The organism is Clostridium celatum DSM 1785 (assembly GCF_000320405.1).
In the GTDB taxonomy this organism is placed as follows: Bacteria; Bacillota; Clostridia; order Clostridiales; family Clostridiaceae; genus Clostridium; species Clostridium celatum.
On sequence record NZ_KB291649.1, the window covers coordinates 50,280 to 65,604 of the forward strand.

Sequence of the window (15,325 nt, forward strand, 5' to 3'; positions counted from 1 at the left end):
TTTGTAGAATTCTTGTTCTCCTACTGAAAATATGAATTCGCTTCCGCAATCTCTGCATGTTATTGTCTTATCTGTCATAAATATTCCTCCTAAAATTAAAGATTCTAAATTGATATAATAATCTCTAATTTTTGAGAAACTATTTACCTAAATGAAACTTTCTTTGTTAGCAACTTTGCTACTCTCTTATAATAACATAGTATTTATTTAATTACAACCTTTTTAAGATTATTTTTATAAATATTTTTAAATTGATACATTTTTTTCCATAATCGCACATTATTAACCTTTATTCAATCCCAAATTTATTTTCTGAATTAAAATCATTAGGATACTTTTCTGAAATAATAAGCTTTTTATTTTTATCTACACCAGCATAAAAAACATCTTCAATATTTTTTATATTTTTTCTTTTAAGTTCAGACTGTAACCAACTTTTATCTATACCTGCTATTTCAAGATTCTTATCTATTATTTTTCCATCAATTATAATATCATTTATTAAAGAAAAACTCTTTACCTTTAAATCCATATCATATGGAGTTATTGGCTTCTTATTAGATTTTATTAAAACCGATAATTGACCACTACTCTCCATAATTGCAAATTGTACATCCTCTAAACTAAAAACATCCTTTTCTCTTAACTTCATTATAAGCTCATTTATTGTAATCCTAAGTCTTTTCATATTTTTATCAATAATACGTCCATTTTCTATTAATATCAAAGTCTTAGCATTTATTATTCTTCTAGCTGTATAACTTTTTAAATTTAAATAACTAGTTACTATAGTTAACAATGTAAAAATTATTAATGCTATAATTCCCGAAAAAACTACATGATCTTTATCAATTATAATTTTAGCAATCATTGATCCCATAGAAACACTCATTGCAAAATCAAAAAAATTCATTTGTAAAATAATTTTAATACCAATTAATTTACTAAGAATCAGTGCTAAAATATATATTAAAATACATTTAATTATTGTGCTTAATAATATAGTACTATACATTTAAAATTAATCTCCTTATCTAAAATATAGTTATATTTTAAGTAAGTAAATTAATTTTATTCATAATAACCTCGTAAATTAAAACCTCATTTACTTATGATGTGGTTCTCAGTATCAGTATTAAGTGATAAGTGAGCTTTTTCTTAATATAATATTTATTTAACTACAGCATTTTTAATTGTTTTTTGTATAATAATTTAAATTGATATAATATTAGTAAAAATTAAAATTTTTTAATCTTTTTAGTATAAACACTAATTGTCAAATACTTTATAAAAATTATTTAAACTTTAAACCAGATTGTACTGTATAATTTACATTTGTTTCTAAAAATGAAATGTAAATAATTAAAGTTTGATAATACTATTTACAGCAAGCATATTCTTAATAGTATTATTAAAATTTATAGTTTTACTTCTTGATAAAATATCAAAAAAAATAGTAGCCCCAACTCGTAATTGGAAACTACTGTTTTTTATTAAATAACTTTAATGCTATCAACTGCCCAAACAACTAAAATGGTATATTAGGCAAATCAGAATATTTTTTTATTTTATTCTTGTGTATATATTCTACATAATTATGCTTATAACAATTTCTTGTATTCACTCATACTTTTCCCTGTCCATACTGTAAATGCCCTAAGAAAAGAATTTAGCTCCTGATATCCAAGTAAATATGCTATATCACTTGTTGACATATCAGTGTTATTTATATAGTTAATAGCTAACATTTCACGTGTATTATTTAACTGTTTTTGAAAAGTTGTACCCTCATCTGAAAGCTTACGTTGTAATGTCCGCTTTGAAACTCCAAGTTTTAAAGCTACATCATCTATTCCAAACATTCCTCCAGGTAGAAGCTCCGTTAATGCAGTCCTTACACGTGCTCCCATAGAAGTATCCACATCAAGCTCTGATAATCTTTTGGATAGCTCCGGTTTAAAATAATTCCACATAGATTCATCGTAACTAATAAAAGGTTTTTGAAGATCCTCCATATGGTATGATATTATGTTTCTTTCTCCTTTTTCTACACTTATACCTAAAAACGATTCAAAAGCTTTTGTTTTAACTGGTATTCTCATTTCTACCTTTGCTGGTATTATTACTTCATTTGTGGCTCTTCTAATAATTTCAGTCAAGAAAACAAACTCTGTTTCCACAAGGAACTGTGGTAACTCATAATTTCCATCCTCTGTTGTATATTCAACAGACATAATACCATCCTTTTCTATTAAAAGCATTACCATTGGACCAATTAGTTTCTTATACTTTGAAAGTCGTTCTAAACATCTAACTCCATTCTTACTGCAATAAGCTGCAAAGATAGGTGGTGAAAAACATTCAATATTATCCATACTTGCCATCTTAACTGGCACTTCTGAATTTTCAATAAAACCACCCACTACCTCCATAAACTTAAAATACTCTTTCTGTAACATAGTACTGGACTTTTTACTAAATAAATCTTCTGGTAATTCTGCTTTTCTTAATACTTCTTCCATGTTAATTCCGTAATGTTTAAATAAATCAACATATTTTCCCTCCAGTATAAACCTTCTCAAAATATCACATCCAATATTATTTTTTTGCACTTCCTGCAATCTGTTGACTATATACAAAATCTAGCATTGCTTTTTTAGGCATTATTGGTGCAGAGACATAAATATTTTTTGCCATCCTGGTAATCCTGATATTACATTTAACTTACCAGATAACATTCCATTATAACCATCTCTTGCAACAGTATCAGGAGAAACAGCATTAGAAAATAATTTTGTATCTTGTAATCCTCCTGTTTTAGCAAATCCTGTTTCCATCGCTCCTGGCATTAATGCTGTAACAGTAACTCCAGTTCCCTTTAATTCTCTCCAAAGTGAATTAGACCAACTTGTAACATATGACTTTGTTCCATAATAAACAGCTTGTAGCGGTCCTGGGATTATTGCTGCTGTAGAAGATACATTCAATACTTTACCACTACCACGCTTAACAAAGTCAGGAAGAAACAACTTACAAAGTCTTGTTGGTGCTTCAATATTTACTGCTATCATAGACATATCCTGTGACATACTTCTATCCCTTGTAAAATCACCTTGTCCACCAAAACCAGCATTATTTATTAAATAATCAACTGTCCATCCATTTTCTCTACATGTATTATATATTTTTTCTGCCGCATCTAACTTAGATAGATCCACTGCTATTGTATGTACTATAACTTCATATTTCTTTTCAATTTCTTTCTTTTGCCTATCCAGTTTTGATTGATTTCTTCCTACCAGAATTAGTTCTCCACCCTTAGATGCATGAATATTAGCAAAACAAGTTCCAAGACCTCCGTAAGATCCTGTAATTAATGCTACTTTATTTTTCATAATAACATTCCCCTTTCCTACTTTGCATTTAACTGATAGTAATAATATAACCAAACAGCATTTTAATATGAACATCATTATGCGCCAAATTATCATTAGCTTATGCCACATTTCATCTTATATTTAAAAATAAAATTCTAGTAATTTTCTCTTTTCTTAATATAAACATTTATATAAAAATCAATTTATTATATAATTCTTAAGGTACTATACAGATTCCCTTAAGAATTATATTGTTTTAGTTTCTAAAATACATGTACAATTTTTTTAATAAATATTATATCCTTATTTTCGATACCTCTTCATTAAAATCACATACTATTAAATTCTCAGCTAAATGTATAGTAAAAAATATATTATTTATATTTATGCTTTTCTATCACTTATAAACTATTTTTCTTTTATATATCATATTTTTCATAATGCTGTCCTACTTTTGGCTATTAAAGTTGGCCTACGAAATCTACTTTAATATTGACAAAAGGAGTTTTTTCCATACTTACCGCTTAAGCTAATTGAACACACTTGCATAGCAAGTGGTTTTTTAAATACAAAAAACACCATCAGTATTTATACTGATGGTGTTTTTTCACATATATTATATATCTCTTCTAAAATATTTTCCTTCAAAATTAACCATTTCAGTTAACTTATAAGCTTCTTCTCTAGCTTCCTGAATACTTCTACCTCTTCCAACAACAGATAAAACTCTTCCACCACTAGTTCTTAAAACTCCATCAACTAATTGAGCTCCAGCTAAGAACACTTTATCCTTAATACTTTCATCAATAGTTATTTCAAATCCTTTTTCAAAAGTTCCTGGATATCCCTTAGAAGCTAAAACCACATTAACACAAGCTCCATCATACCATTTAACTTCTACTTCATGTAATCTGCCCTCTAAAGCTGCTTCTACTAAATCTACTAAATCACTTTCCATTAAAGTTAATACTGATTGTGTTTCTGGATCTCCCATTCTTACATTATATTCTAAAAGGTAAGTTCCCTTCTTTGTTATCATTAATCCAAAGAATATAATTCCTTTAAAATCAAAGCCTTCTTCTTGAATTCCTTTTAAAGTATTAGCTACTATGTTTTCTTCAAAATCCTTCATTACATCTTCAGTAACAAATGGGTTTGGTGCTAAAACTCCCATACCTCCAGTATTTGGTCCTTTATCTCCATCAAAGATTTGCTTATGGTCTTTTCCTGAAATAAAAGGTATTAAAGTTTTACCATCAGTAATTGAAAGAATTGAAGCTTCTACACCTTCAAGGAATTCTTCAATAACAACTTTTTGTCCAGCTCCCTTAAATATATCTGAAATCATAAAATCATCAATAGTTTTCATAGCTTCTTCTTTAGTTTCTGCAATTACAACACCTTTACCAGCTGCTAATCCATCAGCTTTAATAACTATTGGATATTCACAGTTTTCTAAATAACCTTTAGCTTCATCACATTCTGTGAAAGTTCCATATTGAGCAGTTTTAACTCCATACTTCTTCATGAAATCCTTAGAGAAAGCTTTACTTCCTTCTAATTGAGCTCCCTTGCTATCAGGACCAAAACATCTCAATCCTGCAGCTTTAAATTTATCTGTTATACCTTTTGTTAGTGGATCTTCTGGTCCAACAAAAGTTAACTCTATATTATTTTCTCTTGCAAATACCACTAATTCATCTATATCAGTGATATTAACATTTTCACATTTATTTTCAATTGCAGTTCCACCATTACCAGGTGCTACAAATATCTTACTAACTCTTTCACTCTTAGCTAATTTCCAAGCAATAGCATGCTCTCTTCCACCAGAACCAACTAATAATACTTTCATACAAAATCCTCCTTCTATCCGCCCGCAGGGTCACTCCATTTTTTTACAATATATCTCTATACAAGTAACTGCCTCAAAAATCACCAACTGTTAATAATTGGTCTGACCCCTGAGGCAGTTTTTTTCTAGTGTTTGAAGTGTCTTATTCCTGTGAATACCATTGCTATTCCATGTTCGTTACAAGCATCAATTGATTCTTGGTCTCTCATTGAACCACCTGGTTGAATTATTGCTTTAATTCCATGCTTAGAACATTCATCAACTATATCTCTGAATGGGAAGAATGCATCTGAAGCTAGTATTGTTGCCCCTTCACCTCTTCTTAAAGCATCCATTGTTGGCCAAATTCTATTAACTTGTCCTCCACCGATTCCTACAGCAACACCATCTTTAACTGTAACTATAGCATTTGATTTAACGTATTTAACTACTTTCATACCAAATACCAAATCTCTCATTTCTTCTTCAGTTGGCGCTTTTTCTGTAACAACCTTTAATTCTTCTAAAAGCTTAGTATCTTCTTCTTGTACTAAAATTCCTCCATCAACTGTTACCATGAATTTCTTATCACATGGCTTAACGTTGCATCTAATTACTCTTAAGTTCTTCTTAGTTCTTAAAACTTCTAATGCATCTTCATCAAACTCTGGAGCTGCAACTACTTCTAAGAATATTTTTACCATTTCTTCTGCTGTAGCTTTATCAATTTTCTTATTGATAGCAACTATTCCACCAAAGATAGAAGTTGGATCTACGTCATGTGCTTTAGTGTAAGCTTCTAAAGCAGTTTCACCTATTGCAACACCACATGGAGTATTATGTTTTAATGCACAACAAGCTGTTTCTTCAAATTCATTAGCAACTTTCCAAGCAATATCTAAATCCTTTATATTATTATAAGAAAGTTCTTTACCATTTAATACTTCAAAGTCATTCATACCACCATCAAATTCATTTGAAACATAGTATGCAGCACTTTGATGTGGATTTTCACCGTATCTTAAGCTTTGCTTTTTCTTATATGAAACTGAAAGATATTCTGGATATTCTTCTTCATCAGCTAACATAAAGTTAGAAATTGCTGCATCATATGCACTCATTAAATTAAATACTTTACCAGCTAACTTCTTTCTTAACTTATAGCTAACATCTCCTGTTTCTTTAATTTCTGCCATTACAGCTTCGTAATCAGAAACATCACTTATAACAACAACATCTTGGAAGTTCTTAGCTGCTGCTCTTAACATTGTTGGACCACCAATATCTATAAATTCAACTTTTTCTTCAAAACTTAAATCTTCTCTTACTTTTTCAAAGAAAGGATATAAATTAACTATAACCATATCTATAGTTTCAATATTTCTTTCTTTTATAGTATTCATATGCTCAGCATTTCCTCTTATAGCAAGTATTCCTGCATGAATAATTGGGTGAAGAGTTTTAACTCTTCCATCTAGCATTTCTGGAAAGTTAGTAACTTCATTAACTTCTGTTACAGCAACTCCATTTTCCTTTAAGTGCTTATAAGTTCCTCCTGTTGAAATAACTTCAACACCTTGCTCTGCTAAAAACTTTGAGAAATCTAAAATTCCAGTCTTATCAAATACACTAATTAATGCTCTTTTAATCATGTAAAAATCCTCCCTATTTTAAAATATTTACTCTACCATCTATAATCTCAATCTTACCTCTGCTAAATAAATCAATAGCTCTAGGTAATAATTTATGTTCTTCCACCAAAACTCTCTTTTGTATATCTTCTGCAGTATCTTTAAAATATACTGGTACTACTTCTTGAAGAATTATTGATCCCCCATCAACTTCTTCATTAACAAAGTGAACTGTACATCCTGTAAATTTAACTCCTGACTTTCTTACTGCATTGTGTACATGCATTCCATACATCTTATCCCCACAAAAACTTGGTATAAGTGATGGATGGATATTAATTATCTTATCTTTAAATTCTTTCAATATTTCCCCATCTAATATTGAAAGATATCCAGCTAAAACTATTAAATCAACTTTTCCTTTTGTTAATTCTAATATTTTATTAGAAGTTTCATTTCCATACTCTTTTCTTGAAACAACATGTATAGGAATCCCTGCATTTTTAGCTCTTTCTAACCCATAAATGCCATCTTTACTTCCAATAACCATTTCAACCTTAAAAGAATCTTGTCCATAATCTAAAATTGATTGGAGGTTTGATCCTCCACCAGATACAAGTACTGCTACTTTAAGCAAACTCCTTCACCTCCAGCTGTTACAACACCAATTTCATAAGCTTTTTCACCTAATTCAATAAGTTCTTTAATAACAGCATCAACATCTTTTTCATCAACGCATAATACAAAACCAATTCCCATATTAAATGTGTTATACATATGATCTCTATTTACACCTTTGTTAATCATATCTTCAAATATTGATGGTAATGGATAGCTGTCCTTTCTTATTTCAGCAGTTAATTCAGATCCATTAAACATTCTTGGAACATTTTCAATAAATCCTCCACCTGTTATATGAGACATCCCCTTAATATCAAACTTTTCAATTAATCTTAATATTGGTTTAACATATATCTTTGTTGGAGTTATTAATGTCTTCCAAACTTCTTCTCCATTAAATTCTTCATTTAAGTCTGTATATAATTTTCTAACTAAAGAGAACCCATTTGAATGTACTCCTGATGAAGCAATACCAATTAGCTTATCTCCCGGTTTAATATTTTTTCCGTTTATTATTTTATCTTTATCAACAATTCCTACTGCAAACCCTGCAATATCGTATTCCCCTTCTTTATAAAATCCAGGCATTTCAGCAGTTTCTCCACCAACTAAAGCACAATCTGACATTACACATCCATCTGAAACACCTTTAACTAAATCTGCAGCAACTTCTGCTTCTAGCTTTCCACAAGCTATATAATCTAAGAAGAATAATGGCTTAGCTCCATGACATAAAATATCATTTACACACATAGCTACACAGTCAATTCCAACTGTATCATATTTCTTAGTTTTGAATGCTAATTCAAGCTTAGTTCCAACACCATCTGTACCTGAAACTAAAACTGGTTTCTTATAACCTTCTGGTAATTCAACCATTCCAGCAAAACTTCCAAGTCCATTTAAAACATATTCGCTCATTGTTCTTTGTGCATATTCTTTTATAAGCTTTACTGATTTGTAACCTTCTTCTATATTAACTCCTGCGTCTTTATAAGTTATCATTGTAAATTACCTACCTTTCAGTTTCTATTGGTGTTGCAACAGGATATACTCCATTAAAACATCCTACACAATATCCTTGGTTTGCATTAAAGCACTTATACATACCTTCCATAGATAAATACCCTAAAGAATCACAACCAATTATTTCTCTTATTTCTTCTAAAGAATGGTTGGCTCCTATAAGTTCTTTTCTATAAGGAGTATCAATTCCAAAATAACATGGGTATTGAACTACTGGTGATGCAACTAAGAAGTGAACTTCTTTTGCTCCAGCTCTTCTAAGTGAATCTACTAAATGTTTTGAAGTAGTTCCTCTTACTATTGAATCATCTATAAGAATAACTCTTCTATCTTTGACATTTACTTTTAAAGGATTTAATTTAACAGCTACTGCTCTTTCTCTCACTTCTTGAGAAGGAGTTATAAATGTTCTTCCTACATATCTATTTTTAACAAATCCAGTATCGTAAGGAATTCCTGATGCTTTAGCATATCCTATAGCTGCTGGTATTCCTGAATCTGGTACTGCAACTACTACATCTGCATCTATTTGATTTTCTCTATATAATTGCTCACCTGCTCTTACTCTTGATTCGTGAACATCCAATCCATCTATTATAGAATCTGGCCTTGCAAAATATATATATTCAAAAGCACAAGTTTGACATTGTGTATTTTCAGAATATCTATATGATTTAATTCCATTTTCATCAATTACAACAATTTCCCCTGGATCAATATCTCTAACAAGTTCTGCTCCGATTGCATCTAATGCACAACTTTCAGATGTTAATATATATCCTTCTTCTATTTTTCCTGATGAAAGTGGTCTAATTCCATGTGGATCTCTTACACCTATAAGTTTATTCTCTGTTAATATAACCATTGCAAATGATCCTCTAACAGCTTGGATAGCATCTAATACTGCTCTTTCAATACCTTTTTTAGCACCTCTTGCAATTAAATTAGCAATTACTTCTGAGTCAATTGACGTGTGGAATACATGGCCACCATCTTCAAGTAATTCTTTTATAACATCGGCATTAACTAATGTTCCATTATGAGCCATAGCAATTGGACCAAGCTTTGTTTGGCTTAATAATGGTTGTGCATTTTCTATTCTTGTATCACCTGATGTTGAATATCTAACATGTCCTATAGCTGCAAAACCTTTTAAGCTATTTATATCCTCTTGAGAAAAAGCTTCTGTAATAAGTCCCATTCCCTTTTTAATATTTACTTCTTCACCATTCGCTACAGCTATACCGGCACTTTCTTGCCCTCTATGTTGAAGTGCATATAATCCGTAATATGTCATTGAAGCTACATCCATTTCTCTATTGCTGTAAACTCCAAAAACTCCACATTCATCCTTAAATTTATCATTACTTGGATCCATTATTATATTATCTAACTTTGGATTCATAACTTTTAACCCCCACCATTAAATTAGTTTTTAGTTAGTAGTTTAAAGTTAGCAGTTTAAGTTTATTTTTCATTAACTCCTAACTACTAACTTCTACCTCCTAACTATTCTTGTATTCTCTTTAATATTTCAACGTAAGCATCTTTAACATTTCCAAGATCTCTTCTAAATCTATCCTTGTCTAATTTTTCTCCAGTAGTTGCATCCCAGAATCTGCAAGTATCTGGTGAAATTTCATCTGCTAAAACTATTTCTCCGTTATATCTACCAAACTCTAATTTGAAGTCTATTAATCTAATGTTAGATTTTAAGAACATCTCTTTTAAAATATCGTTAATTTTAGCTGTTAAAGAATATATTTTTTCTAATTCTTCAAAAGTTGTTGCTCCAATACCAACTGCATGGTAATCATTTATTAATGGATCTCCCAGTGAGTCATCTTTATATGATAATTCAAATACTGTAGTTTTAAGTTCCGTTCCTTCTTCTAGTCCTAATCTCTTAGCCATAGAACCAGCCGCAACATTTCTCACGATAACTTCTAGTGGTACTATTTCAACCTTATTACATAATTGCTCTCTATCATTTAACTTTTTAATAAAGTGAGTTGGAACTCCTTTGTTGTTTAACATTTCAAATAACATTGAAGTTATAGCATTATTTAAAACACCTTTGTCTTCGATTTGGCCTTTCTTTTCTCCGTTAAAAGCTGTTGCATCATCTTTGTAGTAAACTACTACTTCATCAGATTTGTCTGTAGCGTATATTTTTTTTGCCTTACCTTCGTACATCATTTCTAATTTTTCCATTACAATTCCACTCCTTCACCATTTTCAGCAATAAACTTTTCTTTCATATTTTTTCTATATTCAACTAATTTAGCTTTTAATTCTTTATCATTAACTGAAAGCATTTGTACTGCAAGCATTCCAGCATTATAAGCATTATTTATTCCAACTGTTGCAACTGGAATAGATTTTGGCATTTGAACTATTGAAAATAATGCATCTAATCCTTCAATTGCTTCTTTACATGGAACTCCTATAACTGGCATTGTTGTTTGTGAAGCTATTACTCCTGGTAAGTGTGCTGCAAGTCCAGCTCCTGCAATTACAACTTCACATCCTTGTTCTTCAACTTCTCTTAAAGTTTCTTCTAATTTTTCTGGAACTCTATGTGCTGATAAAACAAATGCTTTATACTCAATACCAAATTCCTTTAAGCAATTAGCTGCTCCTCTCATTATTTCAGTATCAGATTTAGACCCAAAAAATATTGCTACTTTCATACTAACCTCCACCTTTTTAGTTAAGTAGTTAAGAAATTAAGTTTTCCACTTAATTTCTTACTATCTTAACCTTGCTTTAAGCAAATTTAACTTTTATTTATTCGCTTCTAATGTAACTTCGCTTTTACGAAGTAAGTTCATCTTGCTAAATCAAATATTTGTAGATTTACTTGAAGTATTTAACTCCTGATTCAAAAATCTTTTGATCAAAGCTTCCTGGTACATTCTTATAAAGGTTATCCCCTATTCTTTCAGAGTGACCCATCTTTCCAAGCACTCTACCATCTGGACTTGTTATCCCTTCTATTCCAAGCATTGAACCATTTGGATTGAATGGCATATTTAATGCTATATTTCCTTTATTATCAACATATTGAGTTGCTACTTGTCCATTTTTAATTAATTGTTTTAATAGCTTTTCTGGAGCAACAAATCTACCTTCTCCATGAGAAATTGCTACATTATGAATATCTCCAAGCTCTACCCCACTAAACCATGGTGATTTTCTAGAAACAACCTTAGTTTGAATTATTGAACTCATATGTCTATTAATTTCGTTATAAGTTAATGTTGCCATGTCTTCTTCTATATCAACAATTTCTCCATATGGTACTAAACCTAACTTGATTAATGCTTGGAAGCCATTACAAATACCTAACATTAATCCATCTCTATTCTTTAATAAATCCATAACAGCATCTTTAATTCTTTCATTCCTAAATACTGTTGATATAAATTTACCTGAACCGTCTGGTTCATCACCTGCAGAGAATCCTCCTGGTAACATTATTATTTGACTTTCTCTAATTTGCCTTTCTAATCTTTCAATTGATTCTACAAAAGCATCCTTAGAATAATTTCTAAATACTAAAGTTTCTGTTTCTGCACCAGCATTTCTAAATGCTCTTTCACAATCATATTCACAGTTTGTTCCTGGGAATACCGGAATTACTACCTTAGGTTTAGCAACCTTTATAATAGGTGACTTACTATTTTCTTCTTTATATAAAACTGTTTCTACTTTTTCATTCTTATATTCAGTCTTAATCTTAAATACTTTTGATAATTTACCTTCATAAGCTTCTTCTAATGATGTTAAACTTAAATTTAAATCATATTCTTCTGAAATTATTGCCTCATCTTCTATTGCATATCCTATTGCCTTATAAGCGCATCCTTCAAATTCTTTATCTATATTTACATCTTGCTTCACTTCTAAAACTAAACTTCCATAGTTTAATCCAAAAAGTTCTTCCTTATCTAGATTAAAGAATTTAACCCCAATTTTATTTCCAAAAGCCATCTTTGAAAGTGTTTCAGCAACTCCACCAAATTTAACTGATGCTGCTGATATTACTTTACCTTCTAAAATTAGCTCATGTAACCTTTCTAAGTTTTTCTTATATTCATCAACTTTCAATGTATAATCTTCATTTCTCTCTGCCTTTAAGAATACTAGCTTCGAACCTACTTCTTTAAGTTCTGCACTAATTATATTCTTTGCTTTTTCAACTCCAACAGCAAAAGCCACTAATGTTGGAGGAACATCTATCTCCCCAAAGCTTCCTGACATTGAGTCTTTACCACCAATTGCAGGTATTCCTAAATCTATTTGAGCTTGGTATGCACCAAGTAATGCTGCAAATGGTTTACCCCATCTTTCTGGATTTTTTCCTAGTTTTTCAAAGTATTCTTGAAGAGTTAATCTTGCCTTTCTGTAGTCGCCCCCAACTGCTGCAAGCTTTGTAACTGCTTCAATTACTGAGTAATATGCCATATGATAAGGACTCCATACTCCTAAATCTGGATTAAATCCATAGCTCATTACGCTAGCCTCTTTAGATACTCCATTTAATACTGGAATTTTAGCTACCATTGCTTCTTGCTCTGTATTTGAATATTTACCACCAAATGGCATAAGAACTGTTCCTGAACCTATAGTTGAGTCAAATCTTTCAACTAATCCTTTTTGTGAAGCTACATTTAACTTCTTTAAATTATTAAGCCATTCTTCTTTAACATCTACATCCCCAACTGTTAAAGGATATTCGCTTGGTAATTTAACTTCTATATTAGTTGATTGTCTTGCTCCATTTGTATCTAAGAAACTTCTTTTTAAATTAACTATTTCTTTGCCTCTCCAATACATTCTTAATCTTTCTGTATCTGTAACCTCTGCAACAACAACTGCTTCTAAGTTTTCTACTTTAGATAATTCTATAAATCTATCTGCATTTTCTTTATTTACTACTACAGCCATTCTTTCTTGTGATTCAGAAATTGCAATTTCAGTTCCATCTAAACCTTCATACTTCTTAGGAACCTTATCTAAGTTAATATCTAGTCCTCTTGTTAATTCTCCAATTGCAACTGATACTCCACCAGCACCAAAGTCGTTACATCTTTTTATCATCTTTGCAACTTCTGCATTTCTAAATAATCTTTGTATTTTTCTTTCTGTTGGTGCATTACCCTTTTGAACCTCTGCTCCGCATTCATTTATTGAATCTTCAGTATGTTCTTTTGATGAACCTGTTGCTCCACCAACCCCATCTCTACCAGTTCTACCACCTAAAAGTATTACTATATCTCCTGGATTTGGCTCTTCTCTAACTACATTTTCCTTTGGTGCTGCTGCTATAACTGCACCAACCTCCATTCTCTTAGCAACATAATTTGGATGATATACTTCCGAAACTTGTCCAGTTGCTAAACCAATTTGATTTCCATATGAACTATAACCATGTGCTGCACCTAATGTAATAGTTCTTTGTGGTAACTTACCTTTTATTGTTTCTTCTACTGGCACTGTAGGATCCGCTGCACCAGTAACTCTCATAGCTTGATATACATATGTTCTACCTGAAAGTGGATCTCTTATAGCTCCCCCTAAACAAGTTGCCGCTCCACCAAAAGGTTCAATTTCAGTTGGGTGATTATGTGTTTCATTTTTAAACATCACTAAGTATTCTTCATTCCCATTATCTGTTTCTATGTTAACTTTTATTGAACAAGCATTTATTTCCTCGGAAATGTCTAAATCATCTAACATCCCTCTTTTTCTCATTTCTTTCATAGTAATAACTGCTATATCCATTAATGTTTCATCTCTATCAGTTTCTCCATAAACGAAATCTCTTGATTTTAAATAAGCTTCATATGATTTTTGTACTGCATTATTTAATTTACCTATTTCAATTGTTACATCTTCAATTGCAGTACTAAATGTTGTATGTCTACAGTGATCTGACCAATAAGTATCAATTACTTTTATTTCTGTAATTGTTGGCATTTTGTTTTCTGATTTGAAATAATCTCTTATCATTACTAAATCATCAATACTCATTGCAAGTCCTAGCTCTTTATGGAATTCTTCTAATTGAGCTCTATTTTTGCCAACAAAATCTTCAAGGATTTCTACATCGTTAGGTTCTGCTAATTTTGAAGAAAGTTCAATATTATCTATTGTTACTTCTCTTGAATCTACTGGATTTATATAATAACTTTTTATCTTATTTACATCTTCTTCAGTTAAATTTCCCTTTAGAACTATTACCTTAGCTGACTTTACTTCTACCCTATCTTCAGCAGTTAATAATCCAATACATTCAGATGCTGAATCTGCTCTTTGATCGTATTGACCTGGTAAAAATTCAACAGCAAATGCTACTTCATCATCAGTTATCGGAAAATTTTCTTCATATAAATTGTCTACTGTTTTTTCAGCAAATATGGTATATAGTGATTTTTTATAATAATCTTCTTTTATTTGTCCCAATATATACTTATTAATAACTCTTACACCCTGAAGATTATCTATTCTAAGGTTACTTTTAAAATCTTCCATAAGACTTTTTGCTTCAACATTAAAACCGTCTTTCTTCTCTACAAAAATGCATTTAAATCCTAACATCTTATACCTCCACACCTTTTAAAAACACGAACATTTTTCATATTTTTTATTTAATATTTCGTATTGATTAAATTTTACCAATCCTTTTTTATTTTGTCAACATTTATTACATTTTATATTTCTATTTTTCGTCACTATTCCGAACTTTATTTTAATTATTATTTATTTTTTTCGGTATAAATTATTTTCTATAGATTTTTATCCCTTAATTATATTTTTCTAAATAATAT

General features: G+C 30.5%; 12 protein-coding genes. All 12 read right to left on the reverse strand.

The genetic code is table 11. From position 1 onward, the window contains the following. The coding region (locus tag HMPREF0216_RS09215; protein ID WP_040419604.1) for a zinc-ribbon domain containing protein at positions 1–78 on the reverse strand (78 nt) is incomplete at its 3' end. 211 nt (positions 79–289) lie between these two features. Beyond that, on the reverse strand, positions 290–1,015 hold the full coding sequence (locus HMPREF0216_RS09220) for a DUF421 domain-containing protein (RefSeq protein ID WP_005213774.1): 726 nt from the start codon (positions 1,013–1,015) through the stop codon (positions 290–292). 586 nt (positions 1,016–1,601) lie between these two features. After that, on the reverse strand, positions 1,602–2,582 hold the full coding sequence (locus HMPREF0216_RS09225; protein WP_040419605.1) for an AraC family transcriptional regulator: 981 nt from the start codon (positions 2,580–2,582) through the stop codon (positions 1,602–1,604). Between the two features lie 81 nt (positions 2,583–2,663). Continuing rightward, entirely contained in the window at positions 2,664–3,395 is a 732-nt protein-coding gene (locus HMPREF0216_RS09230) for an SDR family NAD(P)-dependent oxidoreductase (RefSeq protein ID WP_242824720.1), read from the reverse strand. A gap of 598 nt (positions 3,396–3,993) precedes the next feature. Next, positions 3,994–5,232, reverse strand: a complete 1,239-nt coding sequence (gene purD / locus HMPREF0216_RS09235; RefSeq protein WP_005213777.1) for a phosphoribosylamine--glycine ligase — start codon at positions 5,230–5,232, stop codon at positions 3,994–3,996. A 125-nt stretch (positions 5,233–5,357) separates the two neighbouring features. After that, positions 5,358–6,863, reverse strand: a complete 1,506-nt coding sequence (purH, locus tag HMPREF0216_RS09240) for a bifunctional phosphoribosylaminoimidazolecarboxamide formyltransferase/IMP cyclohydrolase (protein ID WP_005213778.1) — start codon at positions 6,861–6,863, stop codon at positions 5,358–5,360. A 13-nt stretch (positions 6,864–6,876) separates the two neighbouring features. Then, positions 6,877–7,479 carry a phosphoribosylglycinamide formyltransferase gene (purN, locus tag HMPREF0216_RS09245; protein ID WP_005213779.1) on the reverse strand — a complete coding sequence of 201 codons (603 nt, stop codon included), beginning with the start codon at positions 7,477–7,479 and terminating at the stop codon, positions 6,877–6,879. Then, complete coding sequence (gene purM, locus HMPREF0216_RS09250) at positions 7,467–8,468, reverse strand: phosphoribosylformylglycinamidine cyclo-ligase (protein WP_005213780.1); 1,002 nt, start codon at positions 8,466–8,468, stop codon at positions 7,467–7,469. The genes purN and purM overlap by 13 nt, the downstream gene beginning before the upstream one ends. Before the next feature lie 10 nt (positions 8,469–8,478). Next, positions 8,479–9,894, reverse strand: a complete 1,416-nt coding sequence (gene purF / locus HMPREF0216_RS09255; RefSeq protein WP_005213781.1) for an amidophosphoribosyltransferase — start codon at positions 9,892–9,894, stop codon at positions 8,479–8,481. A gap of 104 nt (positions 9,895–9,998) precedes the next feature. Then, positions 9,999–10,703, reverse strand: coding sequence for a phosphoribosylaminoimidazolesuccinocarboxamide synthase (gene purC / locus HMPREF0216_RS09260; protein ID WP_005213782.1), 705 nt, complete (start codon positions 10,701–10,703; stop codon positions 9,999–10,001). Continuing rightward, entirely contained in the window at positions 10,703–11,182 is a 480-nt protein-coding gene (gene purE / locus HMPREF0216_RS09265) for a 5-(carboxyamino)imidazole ribonucleotide mutase (protein ID WP_040419586.1), read from the reverse strand. The genes purC and purE overlap by 1 nt, the downstream gene beginning before the upstream one ends. Before the next feature lie 166 nt (positions 11,183–11,348). After that, complete coding sequence (locus tag HMPREF0216_RS09270) at positions 11,349–15,095, reverse strand: phosphoribosylformylglycinamidine synthase (protein ID WP_005213784.1); 3,747 nt, start codon at positions 15,093–15,095, stop codon at positions 11,349–11,351. Between the last annotated feature and the right edge of the window lie 230 nt (positions 15,096–15,325).